Raw genomic sequence first — 22,490 nt, forward strand, 5'->3', positions numbered from 1 at the left:
TATTCTGCTATTTTAATATGAATTTTCTGTAAAATTTGTATTGTTTTATTTCGATTTTAATTTTTTAAGGATAGTTATTGTTGTTCATTCGTAAGTTGTGTTTCGTTTTGTATTGTAAAGTTTCGAAAATTATAACGTTTAGGCTTCGTAATGATATTTCTAAGCTTTATTTTTGTATTAAACGAATTAGTTATGTCACTTAATATTATAGATCGCCATAAACTTATACTGAAGAAACTAGAAGCTAATGGGTTTGTTACCGTGAATGGTCTCAGTGATGATTTTAATGTATCTCTTGTAACTATAAGAAAAGACTTAAAACTTTTAGAGGAAAAAAAATTGTTATTTAGGTCTCACGGAAAAGCGGTACCTGTTAATCCTTATATAACAGAAAGCACTGTTAAGATTAAGGAAAAAATTCATATTGAAGAAAAAAATAAAATAGCAATTGCTGCAGCCCAAACATTAGAGCCAAATGACAGTATTATTATAGCATCTGGAACATCTGTAATAGAATTTGCTAGGCATATTAAGCCTTTAGAGGGATTGACTGTTTTAACAGCGTCTTTAAATACGGCTATTATTTTAACTAAAATTAAAGGTATTGATATTATGCAATTAGGCGGCACTGTAAGGTCTAGTTCTGCATCGGTAATTGGGCCAATTGGTGAAAAAATGTTAGCTGAGTTTACATTTACAAAATTATTTTTGGGTGTAGATGGTATTGATATAGATTATGGTCTTACTACTACTAATTTAATGGAGGCTTCACTAAATAAAGAAATGATTAAGGCTTCGCAAAAGTTGATTGTTTTAGCAGATTCTTCTAAATTTAATAAAAAAGGCTTTGGAAGAATTTGTGGACTAAATGAAGTGGATCAAATCATCACCGATTCTGGATTAGATGAAAAAACCAAGAATAGGTTGTTAGAGTTAGGTGTTGAGTTAACCATTGTTTAATTTAATAGTAACTAGAAGTTCAATAAAAATTATAGAACAACTTTTTTTGTAATTCTAAACTTGGTTTTAGTGATTTCCCCTTTTTGTTAAAGCCTTAATATAATTACTAGTTATTGCTTAAAAAAAGTATTACTCTTTTACAATTTCTAATTGATTTTTATAGTTCTTAATTCTTGAGTGAGCAGTTTCGTCTACTAATAGAATAACAGTAAGCATAGCAATAGTAGTTATTAGACTAGCACGCCATATAGGTTTGTCTAAAAAAATAATTGCGATGGCACACGTCGCTATAATTAAAGGAATTGCTTTAAATACAATGGTTTTATATTCTTTTAAAGTACTTTCAGCTCGCTGTAACTCTGACTCAATAAAAGTTGAAGCATCTTTATTATATGCTATTTCAAATTCTTTAATTCTTGTTTTATTTGTATAAAATAAACCAATACCTATAGTTAGAAGTAAAACACCTGCTATTAATGTTGGTATAATATAAGCCCTTGCTATTTCCGTTTTTCCTAGTTGCCAAAAACCTAAGCTTGCTAATAAAAAGACAAGTCCGAAGAGTATAAAAAAAGGGGTTGAAAAAAGCTCTGCTTTTGCCCAATCGATTGCTGTTTTTAAAATTTCCATGATTTAATTCATTTTATATAATTCTCTATATTCTGATGGACTAATACCTTCCTTCTTTTTAAATAATCTCGAAAAATATGGTGGATATTCAAATCCTAATTCATATGCCACTTCTGATATACTCTTATTGGGTTGTAATAGTCTATTTTTTGCTTCATTTATAAGATGTAAGTGCAAATGCTCGGTAGTTGTTTTACCTGTTTCCTTTTTCATAGTATCACTTAAGTAACGCTGTGAAACCGATATTTTTTCTGCAATCTGTTCTATGCTTGGGATACCTTTTTCTTGCAATTGTCCTGATTCAAAATAGGTAGTTAAATGCTGATTAAATTGCTCTAATAAATCGTTAGATATTTCTTTTCTATTTAAAAACTGCCTTTCATAGAAACGATTGGCATATTTTAACAACGTATTTAAGTGAGAAATAATAATGTCTTTGCTAAAAACATCTTGATTGTTTTGATACTCAATTTCAATATTTTCTACTATCGATTCTATTTGCTTTTCTTCTTTTGGTGAAAGGTGTAATGCCTCGTTTACTGAATAAGAAAAGAAACCGTATTTTTTTATTTGTTGTGCCAATTCTGTTCCTTTCAGAAAATCTTCATGGAAGTTAATTGAAAATCCTTTTTGCTCAAACACTACGCTGTTATCCCACTGTAAGACTTGTCTTGGTGCAATGAAAATTAAAGCTCCGTTAGTGAAATCATATTTTGTTCGACCGTAATTTAAATCTCCTTTTATATACTTTTTAAAACTAATAGAATAGCAATCATTGGTAATTGGCGGAGAACTTTCTCTTGGGCAAGGTAAATAACCATCGCCTTTTGAGTTAAAAACACTCAACATTGGATGCTCTGGTCTAGGCAAGCCTAAATAATCTAAATACGATGATAATGTTTTAAAATGTTGCATACTACAAATTTAGATATTCCATTTTACACCTGTTTCTTTTTCCGAAACTTCCCATAATTTTTTAGCTACTGCTTTATCTTTGGCGTGTGGTTCTAATTTATGCTCACCTACTGGACCAACCCAATTGCTTCTTCCCGTTGGTCCATAAAAACCACCTTGGTCTAAAATAGGTTCTGTTGCACACATTAATTGTGGATAAGCACCTTTTTCAGCAGATTGTGTTAAAGGCGATAATTTCATTAGATTAAAGATGAATTTCATCATAAAGCTGCCACTTGAATTTATTAAGTTGGTTCTTGATGAACCAGGATGACAAGCATATGCTTTAATAGTTGTTTTACTAGCTGCTGCCAATCTATCTTGTAACTCATAGATAGACATAATCTGTGCTAATTTGCTTTGGCTATATGCGTTATTAGGTGTGTAATCTTTATCCCAATTTAAATCATCAAATTTAATGGTTTTAATTCCCATATTATATCCCAAACTTCCTACCGTTACAATTCGTCCATTAGATTTTTCAATAAGTGGAAACAATAAAGCTTGTAACGTCCAATTTCCATAGTAATTTGTTCCCATTTGACTTTCCCAACCATCTACGGTTAGTGTTTGTTTAGGTACTTGAGCAATTGCTGCATTGCAGATTAATGCATCAATTTGAGGGACTGTTTTTAAAACGTCTTCAGCTGCTTTTTTTACCGATGCTTGTATTGATAAATCTAACACAATATTTAAAACGTCTATATGGTTACCAAGTTCTTGTTTTAGTGTTGCAATTGTGTCTTTCGATTTTTTTGCATTTCTGTTTAGCATTATCACTTTGGCGTCTTTAGATAAAAGTATTCTGGCTGCTTCAAACCCAGTGCCGCTTGTGGTACCTGTAATAACATACGTTTTACCATTTAAGTCTCCTATTCTGTCTGGTGTCCAACCTTCTTTACCAAATTGATTGATATTCATTTTGTCAATTTTTTTGTTGATTAAAAATAATATTACAAAGGTCGGATAGAAGTAGGCTTATTTCCTTATACGGAATTTCGAACTTTGTATACAATTTGGTAAGGTTACTAAAACAGTTTGAGTTATAGTATGTTTTTTTAATTAATAACTCTTAACTTAAATATTTTCATAAAAATGAAGTTGTTTTAGTTCTATAAGTAACAGTATTCTATTTTAACTATGCAAATGTTCGTTATTATATTAGTAAGTTGTTTGGTCTGCAAAATTTTGAAAATAATATTATTGATTAATAAATGTATTACATCTTCTTAATTGGTATTTTCTATTTATAAAAGACAGTGAGTCATCTAATCTAGATGCAGAATAGAATACCCATACGTTTTCATTTCCGATATAGACTTCGGGTTCAGACACATTTAAAGTACTATCAAAATCACTTAATAGCCACATTTGTTGATTTGGATTATCTAATGTTGTTAACCAAATTTCACCAGGTCGATTAAAGGCAGTTTGATAAAAATTGTTTCCGCTATTGTTTATTTGAAATGCAGAATACAAATTATTATTAAAAATAAAAGGCTCATGTGATTGATTCAATGATGGTGTGTCGAGGTTTAATGACGTTGGTGTAATTATTTCGTTTTGAGCGAACGTAGATTCAAAAGACGCTCTTTTATAGACATATGCAGTATTTGTAGCATCAATACCGCTCAAAAAATATTGATTACCGTTTAACGAGTTTAAAATGGAGTTGCCATCTACTTTATTAGATGAATCGTTTGTAATAGGGATTGCAGAAATATTTGGCGTAAGCGCATTAAATTCCTTTGCCTGTACTATGCCGTTAGAATCTTTATAACCGTAGGTAAGATAAGGACTATTTTTAATCCATCTAGGAACAATAACGTCCATGGGCACAATTAAAGGATAGATACTTAGCTGTTCTTCAATTAAATAGTCATTTGAAGGATTATCTAAATCAAGAAGTCGCAACTGAAACTTTGTATTTTGTGGATAATTTGCTGAAAAGCCATTAACCACGTCATTTAAAATGTAGATTACAAATCTTTTGTTTTCGTTAGGAAGTTGTGACGGATAGAAAACGCGTCGTTTATTGTTTACAGGTGCTGCAATATCAGTAACCATTGCGGAAGTAGGACTTAATGGTCTTACCATTTTTATTTGTCCTAATGGTGTAGCACCAACATAAAAAACGCCTAAATTATCAATTCCCCAATCCGCAGGCCGAGCATAAATATTTGAATTAAATGGACTAAAACCTTTCCCATCTGAAGGAATTAAATCTCCGGTTTCAGAATCTAAACCACATTGCCATACTTTGCCCAATACACCATTAATAGTGTCAAGTTCCATCCAAATCATATAATTGTCCGTAGGAGAAATTTCGGGATTTACATAGTTTACCATAAAATCCCCAACTCTAATATCGTTTTCAGTGTTAGGTATATTAATTAACCTATTATCATCTGTCTTTGAACATTGTATAAAAAGCAAGCAAATTATAAATAGTAATACCGTCTGTCTCATTAATTTAACTTTTATATTTGACTGTATTTTTTTGGAAAGGTTTAACAGCAGACGATGATTTGTAATTAGCGTAAAGGAAGCGTTTTAAAAATACGATTCTACATTCTACAGGGAATTTAACCACATTGTATTTATATATGTTTAGTTGTGCGTTTAAGTGAGTAATTTAGCAATGAAATTACAGATAGAAAATCTGATACGATTTTATTAAGTAGCCTAGAAACTAGCAATAAATTATATATGGTGTTGTGCTTTTGTTATTTTATTATTTCTGAATCAAGGTCAACTAAAATTTGTTCTATTTGTTCTTTTATACCACCAAAAAACCTTTGTCCATTTGTTGCATTAATAGTTAAATAGTAATCCAGAAGCGTGTTTTCAAATTTAATTAAACCAAAAACCTTTTTATTACTCGCATTATCAGAAATCGATCGATGTTCAAAATTAAAGCCTCTATTGATTAATACTTTTCGAACACTTCCATTTTCATTTAATTGATTTTGAAGTTCTTTCTGCATTTCGTGAGTAGAAACTTCTTGTATTTTTAATAAATCTAATGTACTATCAAAAGATGCAATTTCTTGTCTTAGTTTTTCATTCTGAATTAAGTTGAGGTTTCCAGAGCTAATTATATCTGTCAGCACTCCTTTTGAAGGGATAAAAGTCGGGACTCCTTTAAAGACTGAGAATATAATATTTGATATTTCTTTTTCACTTATAGTGTCACGAACGTTATCATCAAATAACGTAAGCATATTCTCAACTGCTTTCACTTGATTATAATTTTCGGTGAGACAATTGTTTATTTTCTCTAAGTTTGTTTTAAATTCAGATTGAAGAGACAACAAATAAGCTTGTTCTATTTTCCTTTGTTGTCTATTGTTATTATGATTATTTATTGAAAGTGCAATTAAGATACCAATTACGACAAGAATAATTTCTCCGATAGCGTAGGTCAGATATTTTCCGAACTTATTTTCAGACAGTGTCTTTTTTCTGATTTTTCTAAAGAATTTTATCATTGGTTTCTTGGTTGGTTAATAAGAAGTACAAGGTGTTTGTGCTTAGTTAGTTGCGTGGTTTAAGCACCTAATTTATTAAATATAAACCGAATAGAAAATTCTCGAGGATTTTTGTGAGTAGGCGAGTACTAGGCGTTAATTATAAACGTTGTTGTAAAACATTTTTTATTCTCTTTTTTTTAAAATTTCATTTCCAAAATATAGAACTGACAAACTAATTAAAAGACAAGGGAATAATCCAGTAACAAATCCTGTCGGAAATCCGTGTTTTGCGATAACTAAAACAAAATAACCAATGTAACCAAATCCGAATTTGAGCATTCGTTCCATAGCGTTCATTTTTTTTGTCAGAGTAACTATGAAAAATGGAAGAAAAATGCTCAATAAGAATCCTCCAAACACACTATTCATATTTGCGTTTGAGTCCAAAGTTAGAAAGCCAATAATTCCTATTAAGACTAAATTCAGTGCCAATAGAAAAAGCCCGTTAATTATTTTTGTTCCGATATTTTTTTCTCGAATAGAATTGTCCGCTAAAATCAATTCTTTTGAATCAATTTCTAGAACTGCACAAATCAAATTTAGCGTTTTGCCTCTTGGTTCACTTTCAGAGTTTTCTATCCGTTGAATTGTTCTCAAATTTATTTTTGCTTGTTCGGCCAATTCCTCTTGGGTAAGTCCTTTGATTTTTCGGGTTTCACTTATTTTGTTTGCAATCCGGTTCATTTGTTAGTTACTTTTATTTAATTCTAAAAGTAGTATTTTGTTCTAAATTTGATAACGGTTTTCATTTGACTTTTAGACGACATTTACTTTGTCGTTAAATGTCGTAAAGTTTCTCTAAAGTGTTTGAGTATGGTTAATTGCATGTTTAAGCAAATAAACTAGCATATAAATCACAGATACAATATTCTGCAGGAATCTTTTAAGTTGTTAGTGACTAGGTAATTAATTGTAAACGATGATGGCAAATCGTTATTTTTTAATTATCTTAAATGTTGTTGATTCTCCACTTGCAGATTGAACATGAATGAAATAAATTCCGGATGTTCCTTTATGTTCAATATTCAACTGATTTTTATTCTCAAAAGAATACTTTGCTACTACTACACCCAAAACATTCATAATCTTTACTTCTAGTTGGTCATACATTTTTTCAGTTTGAAGAGTTAACAAACCTTCTGTTGGGTTAGGATGGACTTTTAGTTTAAGTTGTTCTGATTCTTCTTGGGTTGACAGGGATGAGTCTACATTTCTTACTGCTCTTACAAAGTTATTAACGTACAAAATATCACCTTGTGGTCCAAAATAAGTTGGGTAAGTACCTGTTCCAATTTCTTTTGGGTCATTTCTTTGAGCTCCAGCTCCATGCGTATCGTATATTGTTTGAATATTAGTTGGTGGTAATGACATTTGCCCTTGCGCTTCACCGAAACACAAATAAACGGCATCAGTATACGGTGTTGGTCCATCCATTAATGGTGAGCTAGTCCAGTAATATCCATAATTAGGGTTACCATCAGGATTATTAAATGAAGTACAGGAAAACAAAGGGTTTATTGCAGGGGAATTAGTTATATCTGGGCAACGAGTATAGTCTAAAATACTGTGTAATTCTTTAGCATTAGGTAAACGCCAGTCATTATGTCCTGCTAGTGTAAGATTCTCGCAATAAGACAAAGAGTTTTCCCAATCACGAGTATTTCCGTCATCTGTTTGTTGCCACATCAAACCCGTAGCATTATCTGTTATTGTGCCATCTTCATTATCCACAAAATTATTTATTCCATAGGATGTATTTCCTCTTACAAGTCTAAAATACATTGTGTTTGCATCTCCTGTTGCGGGTTTATATTTTGGATATCCTTTTAATCTTCCATCAACAAAATTGTATCCAAAAACAGCTTCGTTTCCGGCCATTATTAAACTTGTATATTGTGTACTTGACCACGTTTGAGCATCAATTTCGCGCTCACCAATACTTACATCTCCAATTGGCTGATTAAAATAATTAGTATCTATAAATTTAATTACAGCATTGCTTCCAAAACATCTACCTGTAAAATTCGCCAATGAGTATAATTCTTTAATTGTAGGAACTCTCCAATCAGTATAACCACCTAAAGTTGAATTTGCAGCTTTTATAAATGCAGCATCATATGTAATTTTAACTCCCATATCTTGTTCCCACATTAATCCGGTTACATTATCAGTTATTGTACCGTCACCATTGTTGGTATAAGATGGTTGGTTACCATTATAATGAGCATCCTGACCATAAAAACTTTGACCAATTGTAGGTGTTGTAATAATAGAGTTATTATCATAAAAGTCGCTTACATCTGTATCTACAATAGGATAGTTTTGACTATAAGAAATAGTGCTTGATGTTATAATTATACAGCCAAGGGTTACTAGAAATTTAAAATTCATGTATTTGTTAGTATAGGTTGTCTATTATTTAGATGTCTTTTTTAAATTTCTTGTGATCGACATCAATATTTTCTTTAGACAATAAATTCCTAAAATGGTTTAATTATACATAGTGTTAGGTATAGTTATTTTTCTACTTTTATTTCTCTGACAAACAGATTAACATATGTCACAAATGTTTTTTCTTGGTCATTATGTTCTTCGCTTATTCCTGAAATTAAATAATTGTTTCCGACTTTATTGATAGAATTGAATACATAATAATGTCTTGTATATTCATTATTAAATTTATAGTACCTTTCATCTGGAATATCCCAATTCCAGTTTATTCCATTGTCTAAATCCAAATTCAAAACCCAAGGTTTTCCGCTCGAATTTCCAATTACTAAAATGTTTTGCTCACCTAAAAAAACAAAATCGTTTATATCATATGCTGTGATATATTCTTTTTCAAATTCCTCTTTCGTTGGTGGTTTGCTTGCCCAACTTGGTGTGTTTTCGTTGTATTCTAAATTCCGAGGTAATTCAAATTCTAAAATATTGGATAATTCTAAATATTTGTCGATTTTTCCAAAAATCAATTTGTCTTTTAGGTTGTCTAGTTGACCTAAAGCAAATAAAGAATTTTTATAAAATTTTAATTTTTTGATTTTGAAATGTACTTCTTTGTCAATCCTTTTCTTGCCATTTAAATTAGAAGTGTATAAAAAGGAATTTGATTTTGAATAGTGATGAGCAAGAACAAAAATAGCATCATCAAAAACTACTATTTGTTTTGGTGGCAGAAATGAAAACTCGAAATCTACATCTTGCTTGAACTTGGTTTTCCAAAGTACATTACCATTCTTATTAATAGAAAGTTGGCATATATACGTGGAATGGAAAAAATGACCAGCAATATATAATTTATTGTTGGCAGAAGTGATGGCATCGAAAGTCAAGTAATTTTTGCTGAATGTATTTGAGTAGTCTTTATTCCAAATGATTTCTCCGGTCGAGTCAAATTTGGTTATTTCAGTTCCGCAACTAAAAATAATATCATCATTTGAGTCTATTATTACTCTCTGTTGAGCACAAGTCTCTACTACTTTTTTCCAGATTATTGTTCCGCAATTTTTAAATCTTGCTAAACTGCCATATTGAGATAAAACAACTAAGTCTCCATTTGAGAATTTAGCGGTTTCTATAGGTGGAAATTTTGAAGCGTAGTTTGACGAATTATGAGTGTAACTGTCAATATCCAAATTCCAAGATTCTGAAATTTGACCTTGAACACTAAAAGTGAGTATTAGAATTAATATGTTCAGGGTGATTTTCATATTTGTGCATAATGTGTTTGTGCATGTTTAGTTGCTTGGTTTAGCTCGTAATTTAGGGAATAAAAACCGAATATAAAATCTGTTAGAATTTTCGTAAGTAGGCGAGAACCAGCCATTAATTATACACGGTGTTGTAGGTAGTTTTTTATTTACCATTCAGTTTTTCAAAATATTTTTTCCGATAAAATTTATTCACATCTCTTTTAATTGTATCTGTTTTTGAATTTATAATATAATATTCAAAATCGGAATCTATTTTCTTATATAAGGAATCTCCGACATTCAATTTTTTGTGTATAAAAAGGGGAATTTCTTTTTGCCATTTATTATCAATCAGAATTGGTCTTGTTCGTCCTTGTGTTTTATTTAGTAAACTTGTTATTTTTCCAGAGTACGAGTTATTTCGGATTTCTTTATATTCTTTTTCAAGATGACTTTCCGATTTGTTTTGAATTATTGAGATAGAGATGATTATAATAAAAATTGGAATAAATACTAATGCAAGACTTTTCTGGATTGTCTTTTCTTGTTTCTTCAATTCAGCTTTGCTTTCACTATTCATTAATCATATTACTAAAATAATTATAACTTATTCAGGATGAGTTCTTATCTAAATCCAACTTCTTTTTTATGATAAAAATTGGTTTCTATTCCGTAATCTTTAAATATTTTATTTACTAATTCTGATTCACTTCTGTTGCAATTAAAACGAAAGGTTTTGTCATTTAATTCAACCTTAAAATGCGCAGGCGTTCTAGATATATATTCATAATAAACAACCTTACTAATTTCAGAAAAATTTATAGTTTCATTTTTTTGTCCTAAAAGATTTAATGGGTATTCAATATTGATTTTTGAATTTTTGGAGTCAATTTTTATTCTATTAATCCATTTTTTATTTTTTAAGAATAATATCGCCGAAAATCCGACGATAAATATTAGAAAAATCAGAACCTTGTTCTCTATGAAATAAATAGGGAAAAGACACATCAATAAAGTTAGAATTAATACTTTTAATATTCCACTAAAATACTGAGGTTCAAACTGCATTTCGTGTTTTTAAATTACCTACAACCGTCTAGTTTATGATTTCGTTGCTTGTTAAAACATTAAAGTTAGTAAATAAATCACAGATAGAAAGTCCGCGTAGACTGTTGTAAGTAAGCTATAACAAGCAAGTAATTATACACGTTGTTGTGCTTTCGTTATTTTTTTAATTCTAGATTAATAATTTTAATAATGGAATCTGCGGTTTTATTGATTTTAATAAGCGCTTTAATATTGGTTCTATTTACAGCTTGTTTCCAGATAACGTAGGATTCAAATGCTATAATCATATCTGGAATTCTATCATCAAAATCTAATTTTTTAAATAATTCTGGCTGATTAGGATAGTTCTCAATATTAAGTAGAACTCCACCTTTGTGAGCAAGATTCTTCAACAAATCATTAACATCTTCATTGTTGTCTCTAGCAAGTATTTCGGTCTGGTTTTTACTACCATTATATTCAGTTATTATATCTATTATCTTTGGGTTTAATAATTGCAAATCACCCGTATTAATTAAAGTTTCTATGGTTTTTGTTTTAAACTCTAAATGTAATGTTATAATGTCATTTGTGCCTAAATTTTGAATAATTTCTACAAGGCTTAAATTCGGTTTTTTATAACTTTTTCTATAGTTATCGTATAATACCCGAGAAGAATCAACTCTTGAGATATATCTATTAGCATACGCTTTATCAGCTTTTAAATCTGATAAAAGGCGATTGTAGTAATTTTTCGCTAATATATTTTTTTTTCGTGACTCATTCCAATTGTTGATTTGTAATGCTATTATAATTCCGATAACTACTAGAATTATTTCACCGATTGCGTAAGTTAGATATTTTCTGAATTTATTTTCAGAAAGTAATTTTTGTCTAATTTTTCTAAAGAATTTTATCATTGATTAGCGGTTTCTTGTAACGTGTTTACATATGGCTAGTTGCAAAAAATTAGCGATGATTTTCCGTCGTAACCGAAAGATAACAAATTGCAATGAATTCCGATTAGAAATTGAGCCGCAATGAGCTATACGCGTTATTGTAACATGTTTTTTGCGTTTAAAATTATGATATCAGCTAATCTTTTAGGACTCACATTGAGACTTGTTAAATCAATTTCTTGAATACCTTTATTAATTGTTCCGACAATTATTTTATGTTCATTTACCCTTGAGCTTTTGGCTTTTAAAATTCCGAGGTCAATTATTTCATTCCAGTTCAACATCTTTCCGTCATATTCAATAGCAGTTTTAGTTATTCTCATTTTGATTTTATGTTCCATAAAAAAAGCTCGATATATGAAAATAGGAATGATTATTAGGAAAACACCAAAACCCATTAAAACACCATCATCTAAAGTTGAGTTTACAATATCATTATAGTTTACAAAGAAAATATATACAACTGCGAATAACATTAAAACCAAAACAGCCTTATCATATGCTACATTATTTTTAAAAGTTAGATTATGAGTTTGTTCGACTGATTTATATTTTGGATTTCTACTTCTTGATGGTCTTGTGAATATTCCATCATTTAAGCCTAAAATTTTTTCAACACCATTTGCAATATATTTATCATCAATTTGACTTTTAACTTTGACTCTAATTTGTTCCAATTCAGAGGAGTCTAAATCGAATGTTGGACAGTGTTCATTAAAATTAGCTATATCGTTTGTAAGAGAGCATATCAATCCCTTATTAAAATCCTTTTTTCGATTGTTACAAACTTTACAAAACGTTAGATGATATTCTCTATTCACTTGATTTGGTTAAAATGTTGTACAACGGTTCGTATAAGAATAGTTGCGTGATTTTCCGAGTAAGCACAGACTAAGCAATTTTTTTATACTTTATTACCAACTGGCTTTATTTCGGTTATTAGAATCGGCTCATATTTTTCTTTTTTCACAATATGAGTCAATTCCGTTAATATTTTTTCTAATTCTTGTATTGAGTTCAGCTTTTCTTTTCTGGTATCAATTCGTTTTGTGAATGAGTAACGTGAGAAGTCAATATTTGAATGATTATATTCTTTCGCTTTTTGAAGATATTCTTTAGAATTGAGATGTTCAGTCAATCCATAGATGCTAAATTCTGCTACTTTAGGTTTTTTAAGGTCAACATCAAAAGTAATTTGACATTCGTTTATTTCAGCGAATTTAATATAGTCAACTAAACTGTTATGGTTTGTTTTAATAACACTTTTTGTAAATCCGATTTTTTCCATTTCCGAATATGGTTTTTTAGAAAGAATTCGGTTTTTGTACCTTCTTTTTCTAAACCAGTCAGAAATCCAAGCAGATAAAACAAATAAAGGTGCAAAAATTAAAGTTATAGAGTAAATTATTAATATCCATTTAGTTGGGACTTCCGAAAAAAAGAAAATCAGATAGATTGAAAATCCGCTAGTTAGAATTCCACTAATCCATAAATAACCTTTAATCAAAAATCCTTTATTTAATTCTAGCAGTTTGTTCATTCAGTTTGTTGGTAACGTCCACTGTGTATGGCGAAGTGAGGCGCGCCTCACGAGGAGCCATAATTGCGCCTCATTCGCTATACACGCTGATGTGTGTAGTTTCGTGTGGAGCTCACCTAGACTCGACTAAATATATCACAAAATTTTGGGAGGTGCAATTAACAGTGGACGATGTGGTGAAATTAGTAGAAAGGAAGCGTTTGGAAAACGCGATTCTACGTGCCGCAGGCAATTTCACCACATCGTGTTTGTGTATGGTTAGTTGCGTGGTTAAGAAACTAATTTAGCAAACTTTTACGAACCCGTGAATATTCCGCAGGAATATTCGCAAGTAGGGAAGAACCTAGCAATTAATTATACACGGTGTTGGCGATAGTTTTTATTTTTTTTGCTTTTCTAAAATAGAGGTTATCATTTTCTTCATCATTATACATTCTATAAATACTTATAGGTAGCATATTGCCTGGTGGTCTAGGAATATCATTATCTATGAAAAAGTCGCTTTTGATAGTAACAGGTAAACTTGCTGTAATAATTGAATCTGAAATTGGCTTGTCGGCATATACGCTCAAATAAAATCTTTCTATACGCAAATCTTTAGGCCCAAAATAAGTTTTTAATGTGTCTTTAAATCGTTTGATATCATTTTCTAAACTATTTAGAGAATTAGAAAGTTCAGTTTTGCCTATCACTTTATTATTTACAGCAGTCATAAAAATTTTCATTCCATAAACTGGGTCTTTTTTTATTAATTCAGTCGAATCGCTTTTAGGTAAAGTAAATTCAATTCCAAATTTTCTCTTTAGATATTCACTGTAACTTTTCGTCTTAAGCATACTGAATTTATGTATGCCATAATTGTTCTTTATAGTTCCAAAAAGGCTGTCTTTATTATCAGAAAGTTTGTAATTAATTAAAATCTTGCTAGTTGTATCAATAGGCAGACTTGAATCCGATTTCCAATATGATGTCCTTAGTTCAAATTCAATTTGCGATTTATTAGCGTTCCATTTTGTTTTCTTATCAAATTCGCTAGGTAATTTAAAAACTAAACTATCTGGATAGAAGTGCCAAGTACTATATTCATTTTCAATTTCTCGCCAATTTCCATTTAGCTCTTTTTCAGATGAATTTTGTCCACAAGAAAAAGCTAATAGAAAAAGCATAAAGTTCAATATGTAAACGGATTTTTTCAAATTATTGCCAACGGTCTCGGCTATGATTTCGTTGTGGAATCATCCGCAGGATTATTCCACTTAGAAATCAGCCATTGATTAATACTTTTATTTTGGTGTGGCACAAAACCACAATGAATTATAGCCATTGTTGTGCGTTCGTACTTTTTATTCCGATTTATATACTTCAAGTTCGATTTCAACCATAAATTCAGGTAATGCTAATCCTTTTACTTCAAGCCAAGAACCAGCCGGAAATCCATTTTTATAAATTTCAGCACGATATGCTGATTTTTCAAGCATTTGAGCCATATCAGTTGTGAAAATATCTTCTTTTACAACATCGTCAAATGTGCAACCAAAGTGTTTTAATATTTTTTCTAAATCAGTATAACAGTTTTTCATCTGCTGTTCTATATCGCCAACAGCAGTTGGATTTCCTTCATTGTCCATACTTACTGCACCAGATATTTTGATGTCGTTTCCAATTTTCACAGCGTGTGAATATCCGTATGCTTTTTCTACTTCTGGACGCAAGAGAAAATATTCAGGTTTTTCGGATTCAACAATTATTTCTTTTTCCACCTCTTTAGTTTCTTCCTTTTGCTTTTGTTCACAACTCTGTAGTCCAAAAGAAAATATGCAGAGAGTTGCAAATAGAGTCAGTCGGTTGATTATAATTTTCATAATTTTCATTGTTTAGTGCCTACTTTGGTCGGTTGTCGGTTTTCCCTTTTTATTTTGAAATCTGTTATTCGCGTATGACGCACAACGTGTTTGTGTATGGTTAGTTGCGTGTTTAAGCAACTAATTTAGCAAACTTTTACGAACCTGAGAAAATTCCGCAGGAATTTTCCAAATAAACAACGACCAAAGCAAGTAATTATACACGTTGTGGGCAAACGTTTATTTTAATTCATATTTTTCTAGATGATAAGCATCTCCTCCATTAGCTGGATTTTTTAATATATATAAATCCTTTTCAATTACCTCAAAGTCCAAAACATAAAACCTCTTTGATTTTCCTAATGAATAAAAATTTTTTCTATTTTTCTCATCGATTTTTTCCAACCAATATTCACGTAATGAAAGTTGACAATCGTCTATTGAAAAAAATGATTAAATTAACGAATAAGTAATCTCGTTTTTCGTTAACTCCCATTTTTTGAAATTATTTTCTTTTCCAGTTACACCAATATTTTTGAAATCGTACTTTATCGTTTGTTTAGTTGTCGCCACTTTTTTTCCAGTTTTGATATCTATTTCAAATTCTCCACTTTCGTCTATTAGGTAAAGTTTATCTTTATTAATTTCTAATTTTCCTCTTTCAGTAACTTGTAGATTCCATTTCGGCTGTAATTCGTGTTCATTAGAACATGATACCAATATGAAAAATAGAATAAATGTTATCGTTAATTTCATCTAATGTTTGCCGACGTGTTTGTTTATGGTTTGTTGCGTGGTTAAGCAACTAATTTAGCAAACTTTCACGAACCTGCGAAAATTCCGCAGGAATTTTCGCAAGTAAGCTCAATGAAGCAATTAAATATACACGGTGTTGTAAACAGTTATTTATTCGAGTGACTTCTTCCATCAACTTCTTCTACTTTCAAAATATTTTCTGAATAAAAAATTGAACTATCAAGTTGTGTTAATTCAATTTCCAGTTTCATTTTTTTCTTTTTCTTATACAAATCTACATGTCTAATATCTTTTACTTTTGCATATTCTTTTTCGGTCAAATGGACAGTAATTACTGAATCCTTTTCCAATAGTAAAAAAATGTATGGAAGCTCAAATAGGTCGTTGTCTTTAAGTTTCTGAAAGTAATTAGAAAGTTCTAAATCAGATTTTCTTGGTTTTTCCAATTTTCTGATACTATCAAAGTATTCGTTAATTTCGGATATTTTTTCATCCGTTCCACCATAAGCACTATTGAAGCTAATTGACCTGAAAGTTAAATCAGCTTTTATTGTTTTCGTGTTATTTTTTTTACACGCAGTTAATAAAAGACCAATGATTAATATTAATAGAGCCTGTTTTTTCATAATTGTTTACAACGTGATTGTGTATGGTTAGTTGCGTGGCTGAGCAACTAAATTAGCAAACTTTTACGAACCCGAGAAAATTCCATCGGAATTTTCGTACGTAAGCTCAAAAAAGCAATTAACTATACACGATGTTGTAAATTGGCTTTTATTCAATCGTACCGTTAAAAGTTTTTGATTCATTATAAACTGTAATTCCGAAAAGATTCCACTTCAAAATTCCATTTGCAGTAAATTCAGCTTTTCCGTTCGGTTTATAATTATTAGTTTTAATCGAAGTGAATTTCCAATCGTAACCACTAACAAATCCAGTCAGAAAACTATTACTCTCAATAGGAATCAATTCGTTTTGTTCAAACGAATATTTCACGAGCATATTTATATCAAAAGTCAAATTATCTTCGAGCGTTACTTTTTCTACTTTTGAGTTATTCTTCTTGTTATTGTTGTTTGTTATGGTGATTCGGTTCGTTTTTTTATACGAATTAGCAGCAGAAATTACTTGAACAATTCCAATTACCATTACAAATATTGAAACAACTTTAAATTTAGGATTAAAAATTCGTTTACCTTTTCTAATAAATCCGACAATCAGATATAGAAAATAGAAAACAATAATTAAATTAATAATTGACCAAAGTAAATGTATCATAGGCTTACGTTTTTTAGCTTGTTTACAACGATTTCGTATAACCGTCAGTTACGGGATTAAGGTTAAAAATTTTCGGTTTAGCACAGACGTTAGCAATTCCGAGTGGATTCGGACGTAGTCGAATCCGCCGTAATTGTGGTTATACATTGTTGTAAGCTGGCTTTTACTTTTTATATGTCAAAACTGTTATTCCACATTCGTAGGCTTTTGCACTTTCCAGTTTTAATTCAGTTTTACAATCAACTTTCTCAAATATTGGCATTCCTTTCCCCAAAATCGAAGGATTAATGAAAAAATAATATTCGTCAATTAAATTTTCTCTAATTAGTGAAGAAACAAATTCGCCTCCTCCATAGGCAATTATGTCACTTCCAGTTGAGGACTTTAATTTTTCTATTTTTTCGACTAAATCTCCTTTTTCCAAAAGAGTATTTTCCCATTCAGTATTTTCGAGTGTTTTTGTAAAAACTATTTTATTTGAGTTATTAATTTTTTCAGCACCTTCCAATTCTTTGTTGGATTTCCAATGTGGAATAAATCCTTCAGCAAGTTTTCGTCCTAATACAATGGTGTCAGTCGATTCTGTTATTTCTTTGACGAAGTTCTTTAGTTCTTCATCCCAATTCCAAATCATCCAGTCCATTTCTCCGTTTGGACCAGAAATGAATCCATCAATCGAGAGTTGAATTTGAAGTTTTAATTTTCTCACTTTTTACTGTTTTTCGTTAAAGTTACAATCTTGTTTTCAGCTTGCTTACAACGTCCACTGTGTATGGCGAAGTGAGGCGCGCCTCACGAGGAGCCATAATTGCGCCTCATTCGCTATACACGCTGATGTGTGTAGTTTCGTGTGGAGCTCACCTAGACTCGACTAAATATGTCACAAAATTTTGGGAGGTGCAATTAACAGTGGACGATGTGGTGAAATTAGTAGAAAGGAAGCGTTTGGAAAACCCGATTCTACGTGCCGCAGGCAATTTCACCACATCGTGTTTGTGTATGGTTTGTTGCGTGGTTAAGCAACTAAGTTAGCAAACTTTAACGAACCCGAGAAAATTCCAACGGAATTTTCGTACGTAATCTCAAAAAAGTAATTAACTATACACGTTGTTGGCAATATTGTTTTTGTTTTTGGTCAAAATGGCCATCCATTTATAATTTTATAATTCGTTTTTGGGTCAAATTCATTTCCGATTTCTTTTTTCGGATTCCATTGTTGGTTTATAAATGCCGCTGGATTTTTGGTTATGTCAGTCCAATTAATGTTCGGGAAAACATAAAGTTTCCAATGGTCAGAATCCCAAGTTCCGTACAGTTTTTCATTCGGCAAGTAGAGTAGGATATATTCAGGGTCATAATGTTCACACTCGTCAGTCAGATTAATTGCAGGAATTTCATAATAAGATTTTCCACTAACATTTCCCTCAATCCATACTTTTCCGAGTTCCAACTTTTCAAAGTCAATAATTCTGACAAAGTCAGGTTCCACAGTTTTGTGGTCGTAAATCAATTCCGATTTTGCTTTTAGAAATTCAGTTAAGTCTTTGGGTAAATCCATATTCTGTCCAAATATTGGTAAGGCGATTAAATAAGCTAAAATTATGATTCCTTTGTGCATTTCCGACATTATTGCCAACGTGTTAGTATATGAGAAGTTGCGGTTTTGTGTGCGAGGATTTTCCGAAGGAAAATCAGACGTAACAAAACAAGCAACGACCTTTGATTAAGCACAACACCAGCAATTTTTTATATACTGTGTTGTGTGTATTTTTTTAATTGTTTTATTATTTTCCTTGCGTTACTTTCTATTATTTTCCAATCCCACAATTCAGGATTTCCAAATTCAGGATTAGTGCTTTTCCAATTTTCAGCTCTTTTTCTTGAGTTCACAGAAATTCGGCATTCAATTTCGTTTTCGGTATTTAGTAAATTCAGATGAACGTATATTATTCCCCAACCATCAATTCGGTTTCGGTAGGTTTTTCCGTTGCAGTATTTCGGGTCGAGTTTTAATTTTGTTATAGTGAACTTGCCTTTACTTTCAGGATTATAAATCCCAAATCCTAATTGCCTTTTCTTTTCAGTAGTCGAATGTTCGAAATAGTCTTTAAATTCTGAGAAATTACTTATCCGAACTAATTCGTTTTCCATTTCAGAATATGATTCATAAAGTTCAGTTTTTGAATCCGATAGAATAAATTCAATCAGCTCAAAAAGTTTCTCTTTATTTATGATTTCTGTTCTTTGCATTCGGTTTTCTCAAATTACACACAACGTGTTTGTATATGGTTTGTTGCGTGGTTTAGCACGTAATTTAGCAAATAAAAACCGAATAGAAAATCCGCGAGGATTTTCGTAAGTAGGCTAGAACTAGCAATAAATTATATACGGTGTTGGCAACTGGCTTTTATTTATTCAGTTCAATTATTCTCTAAATTAATTTAAAAATAGACTTGCTAAAATTGGCAAAATTCCAAAAATGACAAGTCCAACTATTGAAGTCCAATATTGATAATTTTTCTTCTCTTTTTTTATGGTACTAAAAATTATAAAAATCAGACTCAATAAAAGTAAAACTGTTCCTAAAATTCCGAAATAAAATAAAACTTCTGCTGTGTTGTCTCCTTCATTAAATATACTGGTGTAGCTGATTGTTAGATAAAAGGAAATAATATTTATTATTAAAATCCAAATCATAAAATGGAATGCCCATTTTTTAAAATTTATGCTATTCATTTTAAGTTAGTTTTTCAGTTCGTTTTTATACAATTCCGCTATTTTATTTCTTTCGTTTTCGTTTTTTAAAATATTTTGAAGCCACATTTGTGGTTGGTCTGTTGCATTTCCATATTCTCTATCCTTATATTCTTTAAATTCCGAAAATTCAAGCCAATTCTTGTTGTGAATATGCTGAAGTGAATAAACAGCCATTTCTCCGTTTGTTGCTCCAAAAAATGGGCAAGTATGCACTTTGGTTTTAGTTGTGTCAGAAAGCTTGGTTATAAGAAATTCAGTCAATTCCGTTTTGTCATTTTTCGCAAACTTTTCCCATTCTTTTTCACTAAAAACCATAGTGGGAATTTTTCTCTTTTTTTCTGTGACATATTGTGTTCCACCTAAACAGCCTCCTTTTTCAAAGACCATAAAATTCCACTGTTCAGCAATTGAATCGGTTTGTTGAATTTCGGGTTGGGAAAATTCTTTAGACAATTCAGCAGTTTCAATGCTCAATTCAGATTTTGACTCCGATTGATTTTTACAGGAAATCAAAGTTAAAATCAGAAGTAATATGTTTAATGCCTGTTTCATTTTTAGCTTGTTGCCAACGTGTTTGTATATGGTTTGTTGCGTGGTTTAGCACGTAATTTAGTAAATAAAAACCGAATAGAAAATCCGCGAGGATTTTCGTAAGTAGGCTAGAACTAGCAATAAATTATATACAGTGTTAGCCACTGGTTTTATTTCGTTTTTTAATTATTCCGCTTATTATATTTATCGGATAAATTAACTGTCCGAAAATTGCAATTAAAGCTATTAAATAAATTCCAAAAGTCAGATTATTATTGAAATTATATTCCATTATTGATTCTCGGAAAAGTTGCGCTAAAATCCAGATGAGTAAAATTCCGCCAAAAGTCAGCGTAATGTGAATCAAATTCAGCCATTTGGATAGCTTTCTGTTGGCTTTTAGCATAATCCAATATCCAATTCCGATTATTCCGAAAAGAATTGAAATCAGAATGGCTAAATCGATTTGGCTAAAAACGAAATAAGTATCGTGAACATTTATATCCAACATTTCGTTTCTGTTTAATATTCCGAATAGGATTATTATTGGAATCGAAAGAAAAAAAATCAGATGCGGTTTGTTAATCAGGAATTTCATTTTTTGGTTTCAGTTATATTTTCGGATTGAAATTCGTTTATTAAAAATCTAAAAATTTGAATTTATTACTAATTTTCGTTGGTCTGGTTAACTTGTGGCTAACGTGTTTGTGTATGGTTAGTTGCGTGGTTAAGCAACTAAATTAGTAAACTTTTACGAACCTGTGAATATTCCGCAGGAATATTCGCAAGTAGAGAATAATAAAGCAATTAGTTATACACGGTGTTAGCATTTCGTTATTTTATACTAATTCTTTATTTAGCAAGTCTGCCAATTCATAATATGCTCTAAAAGAATTGTTCCCATTTTTAGGTTTAGGTTTATTTTTAAGCTCAATAATGTTGTCAGATAAAATAAAAACCTGTTTCTCATCTTTAGGTAGTTCTAACCAAATTTTATTTTCCAAAAGATAATCAACATAGCCTTTTACTCCGTTGCGATAATTTTCACTGTAATTTTCATCTTTCATAAATGTGTCAAGATCGTCATGAAAATTCAAAATAATTATGTCTTCGACTTTAAACAACTTATCCATTTCACCACCGCCACTTTTTCTGAAAGTAATGTAGAGCGGCTTGTGCTTAATTAAATATTTCCCACTATTTGGGCATTCATAAACCTTTAATTTATTTATTGCTTGTTCTGACCATTTTGCTGTTGGAATAGAAAAAACTTCTTTTTCGTAAAATTTCATTGTCCCATTAATATTTGTTAGAAAACTAAAGTAATCATCAAGTAGTGTATTCTGATTAGGTAGTACTTTATAAAATGCACTAATAATATCTTCCCAGGTGATTGATACTAAACTGGCATGTCTCGTATAGCTCGGAAGTTTTGTTAATGTTATTCCAAGACTATTGTTGCCAAACACTTTAAGCTCTTTAAAAACTTCATTTTCAATATAATTCTCAATTTGTTTATTTGTCTCATAAACGGATGTTCCTTTATTGATGCTCTTAGCCTCAATCAGAATAGCTTTAAAAGGTTGTCCATCTTTGTAAAATCGCAATACAATATCCGCTCTGTATTTATTAAGTGAATTAGAGATTAGTTCACAATTAACAATTACTCGGCTAAGGCTTTTCAGATCAATTTCTCCAACTTTCGATTTAATTGAATTAATGTCAAGAAAGGCTTTTAAAGCCGTTTGTGATTTAGATAGTAGAAGTCCAAGTCCTTTCGTTTGCTGAGTTTCTTTGTCTCCTGATATTAAATCAAAATAGCTCGAATTCATCGAACTGTATAGTCTAAAACTATTTCTCATCTCGGTCTTTTATAATGAATGCTAACGTGTTTGTGTATGGTTAGTTGCGTGTTTCAGCAACTAATTTAGTAAACATTCACGAACCCGTGAATATTCCGCAGGAATATTCGCAAGTAGAGAATAAAAAAGCAATTAAATATACACGGTGTT

Annotated in this window: 27 protein-coding genes; 1 reads left to right on the forward strand and 26 read right to left on the reverse strand. The window is 30.8% G+C overall.

Annotated elements, in window-relative coordinates; genetic code table 11:
• The first annotated feature begins 192 nt into the window (after nucleotides 1-192).
• Nucleotides 193-960, forward strand: a complete 768-nt coding sequence (locus HNV10_RS03825) for a DeoR/GlpR family DNA-binding transcription regulator (RefSeq protein ID WP_173299995.1) — start codon at nucleotides 193-195, stop codon at nucleotides 958-960.
• Nucleotides 961-1,089: 129 nt separating this feature from the next.
• Here HNV10_RS03825 and HNV10_RS03830 read toward each other — a convergent pair whose 3' ends face one another.
• The 26 genes from HNV10_RS03830 to HNV10_RS03955 all read right to left on the reverse strand — a co-directional run bounded on the left by HNV10_RS03830 (nucleotide 1,090) and on the right by HNV10_RS03955 (nucleotide 22,310).
• The gene (locus HNV10_RS03830) at nucleotides 1,090-1,590 is read right to left on the reverse strand and encodes a hypothetical protein (protein ID WP_173299996.1); all 501 of its coding nucleotides are present in this window, start codon (nucleotides 1,588-1,590) and stop codon (nucleotides 1,090-1,092) included.
• Between the two features lie 3 nt (nucleotides 1,591-1,593).
• Entirely contained in the window at nucleotides 1,594-2,505 is a 912-nt protein-coding gene (locus tag HNV10_RS03835; RefSeq protein WP_173299997.1) for a helix-turn-helix domain-containing protein, read from the reverse strand.
• Between the two features lie 9 nt (nucleotides 2,506-2,514).
• Complete coding sequence (locus tag HNV10_RS03840) at nucleotides 2,515-3,465, reverse strand: SDR family oxidoreductase (RefSeq protein ID WP_173299998.1); 951 nt, start codon at nucleotides 3,463-3,465, stop codon at nucleotides 2,515-2,517.
• A 279-nt stretch (nucleotides 3,466-3,744) separates the two neighbouring features.
• Nucleotides 3,745-5,013: a hypothetical protein gene (locus HNV10_RS03845; protein WP_173299999.1), complete on the reverse strand. Its 1,269-nt coding sequence runs from the start codon at nucleotides 5,011-5,013 to the stop codon at nucleotides 3,745-3,747.
• A gap of 257 nt (nucleotides 5,014-5,270) precedes the next feature.
• Nucleotides 5,271-6,035 carry a DUF6090 family protein gene (locus HNV10_RS03850; RefSeq protein WP_173300000.1) on the reverse strand — a complete coding sequence of 255 codons (765 nt, stop codon included), beginning with the start codon at nucleotides 6,033-6,035 and terminating at the stop codon, nucleotides 5,271-5,273.
• A 165-nt stretch (nucleotides 6,036-6,200) separates the two neighbouring features.
• The gene (locus HNV10_RS03855; RefSeq protein ID WP_173300001.1) at nucleotides 6,201-6,761 is read right to left on the reverse strand and encodes a helix-turn-helix domain-containing protein; all 561 of its coding nucleotides are present in this window, start codon (nucleotides 6,759-6,761) and stop codon (nucleotides 6,201-6,203) included.
• A gap of 249 nt (nucleotides 6,762-7,010) precedes the next feature.
• Nucleotides 7,011-8,468 carry an Lcl domain-containing protein gene (locus tag HNV10_RS03860; protein ID WP_173300002.1) on the reverse strand — a complete coding sequence of 486 codons (1,458 nt, stop codon included), beginning with the start codon at nucleotides 8,466-8,468 and terminating at the stop codon, nucleotides 7,011-7,013.
• Between the two features lie 125 nt (nucleotides 8,469-8,593).
• The gene (locus HNV10_RS03865) at nucleotides 8,594-9,787 is read right to left on the reverse strand and encodes a hypothetical protein (protein WP_173300003.1); all 1,194 of its coding nucleotides are present in this window, start codon (nucleotides 9,785-9,787) and stop codon (nucleotides 8,594-8,596) included.
• Nucleotides 9,788-9,932: 145 nt separating this feature from the next.
• A complete protein-coding gene (locus HNV10_RS03870; RefSeq protein ID WP_173300004.1) occupies nucleotides 9,933-10,349 on the reverse strand; it encodes a hypothetical protein in 417 nt (138 codons plus the stop codon).
• Nucleotides 10,350-10,393: 44 nt separating this feature from the next.
• Nucleotides 10,394-10,837, reverse strand: coding sequence for a hypothetical protein (locus tag HNV10_RS03875; RefSeq protein WP_173300005.1), 444 nt, complete (start codon nucleotides 10,835-10,837; stop codon nucleotides 10,394-10,396).
• A 155-nt stretch (nucleotides 10,838-10,992) separates the two neighbouring features.
• Nucleotides 10,993-11,736, reverse strand: a complete 744-nt coding sequence (locus HNV10_RS03880; protein ID WP_173300006.1) for a DUF6090 family protein — start codon at nucleotides 11,734-11,736, stop codon at nucleotides 10,993-10,995.
• Between the two features lie 134 nt (nucleotides 11,737-11,870).
• On the reverse strand, nucleotides 11,871-12,452 hold the full coding sequence (locus HNV10_RS03885) for a hypothetical protein (RefSeq protein WP_173300007.1): 582 nt from the start codon (nucleotides 12,450-12,452) through the stop codon (nucleotides 11,871-11,873).
• A 227-nt stretch (nucleotides 12,453-12,679) separates the two neighbouring features.
• The gene (locus HNV10_RS03890; protein ID WP_173300008.1) at nucleotides 12,680-13,315 is read right to left on the reverse strand and encodes a hypothetical protein; all 636 of its coding nucleotides are present in this window, start codon (nucleotides 13,313-13,315) and stop codon (nucleotides 12,680-12,682) included.
• 350 nt (nucleotides 13,316-13,665) lie between these two features.
• Nucleotides 13,666-14,481: a hypothetical protein gene (locus HNV10_RS03895; protein WP_173300009.1), complete on the reverse strand. Its 816-nt coding sequence runs from the start codon at nucleotides 14,479-14,481 to the stop codon at nucleotides 13,666-13,668.
• Nucleotides 14,482-14,658: 177 nt separating this feature from the next.
• Complete coding sequence (locus HNV10_RS03900) at nucleotides 14,659-15,177, reverse strand: RidA family protein (protein WP_173300010.1); 519 nt, start codon at nucleotides 15,175-15,177, stop codon at nucleotides 14,659-14,661.
• Nucleotides 15,178-15,396: 219 nt separating this feature from the next.
• Complete coding sequence (locus HNV10_RS03905; RefSeq protein WP_173300011.1) at nucleotides 15,397-15,561, reverse strand: hypothetical protein; 165 nt, start codon at nucleotides 15,559-15,561, stop codon at nucleotides 15,397-15,399.
• Between the two features lie 48 nt (nucleotides 15,562-15,609).
• Nucleotides 15,610-15,912: a hypothetical protein gene (locus HNV10_RS03910; protein ID WP_173300012.1), complete on the reverse strand. Its 303-nt coding sequence runs from the start codon at nucleotides 15,910-15,912 to the stop codon at nucleotides 15,610-15,612.
• 146 nt (nucleotides 15,913-16,058) lie between these two features.
• The gene (locus tag HNV10_RS03915; RefSeq protein ID WP_173300013.1) at nucleotides 16,059-16,538 is read right to left on the reverse strand and encodes a hypothetical protein; all 480 of its coding nucleotides are present in this window, start codon (nucleotides 16,536-16,538) and stop codon (nucleotides 16,059-16,061) included.
• A 148-nt stretch (nucleotides 16,539-16,686) separates the two neighbouring features.
• Nucleotides 16,687-17,190 carry a hypothetical protein gene (locus HNV10_RS03920; protein ID WP_173300014.1) on the reverse strand — a complete coding sequence of 168 codons (504 nt, stop codon included), beginning with the start codon at nucleotides 17,188-17,190 and terminating at the stop codon, nucleotides 16,687-16,689.
• Nucleotides 17,191-17,353: 163 nt separating this feature from the next.
• Entirely contained in the window at nucleotides 17,354-17,899 is a 546-nt protein-coding gene (locus tag HNV10_RS03925) for a dihydrofolate reductase family protein (RefSeq protein WP_173300015.1), read from the reverse strand.
• 426 nt (nucleotides 17,900-18,325) lie between these two features.
• Nucleotides 18,326-18,817, reverse strand: coding sequence for a hypothetical protein (locus tag HNV10_RS03930; RefSeq protein WP_173300016.1), 492 nt, complete (start codon nucleotides 18,815-18,817; stop codon nucleotides 18,326-18,328).
• A gap of 119 nt (nucleotides 18,818-18,936) precedes the next feature.
• Nucleotides 18,937-19,440 carry a hypothetical protein gene (locus HNV10_RS03935; protein ID WP_173300017.1) on the reverse strand — a complete coding sequence of 168 codons (504 nt, stop codon included), beginning with the start codon at nucleotides 19,438-19,440 and terminating at the stop codon, nucleotides 18,937-18,939.
• A 186-nt stretch (nucleotides 19,441-19,626) separates the two neighbouring features.
• Nucleotides 19,627-19,926 (reverse strand): hypothetical protein, encoded by a 300-nt coding sequence (locus HNV10_RS03940; RefSeq protein ID WP_173300018.1) that lies wholly within the window; start codon nucleotides 19,924-19,926, stop codon nucleotides 19,627-19,629.
• A gap of 6 nt (nucleotides 19,927-19,932) precedes the next feature.
• Nucleotides 19,933-20,499 carry a hypothetical protein gene (locus tag HNV10_RS03945; RefSeq protein ID WP_173300019.1) on the reverse strand — a complete coding sequence of 189 codons (567 nt, stop codon included), beginning with the start codon at nucleotides 20,497-20,499 and terminating at the stop codon, nucleotides 19,933-19,935.
• 136 nt (nucleotides 20,500-20,635) lie between these two features.
• Entirely contained in the window at nucleotides 20,636-20,989 is a 354-nt protein-coding gene (locus HNV10_RS03950) for a hypothetical protein (protein WP_173300020.1), read from the reverse strand.
• Between the two features lie 328 nt (nucleotides 20,990-21,317).
• A complete protein-coding gene (locus HNV10_RS03955) occupies nucleotides 21,318-22,310 on the reverse strand; it encodes a hypothetical protein (RefSeq protein WP_173300021.1) in 993 nt (330 codons plus the stop codon).
• Nucleotides 22,311-22,490: the final 180 nt, after the last annotated feature.

The sequence above is a fragment of the Winogradskyella litoriviva genome, assembly GCF_013249065.1.
GTDB classification, from domain to species: domain Bacteria; phylum Bacteroidota; class Bacteroidia; order Flavobacteriales; family Flavobacteriaceae; genus Winogradskyella; species Winogradskyella litoriviva.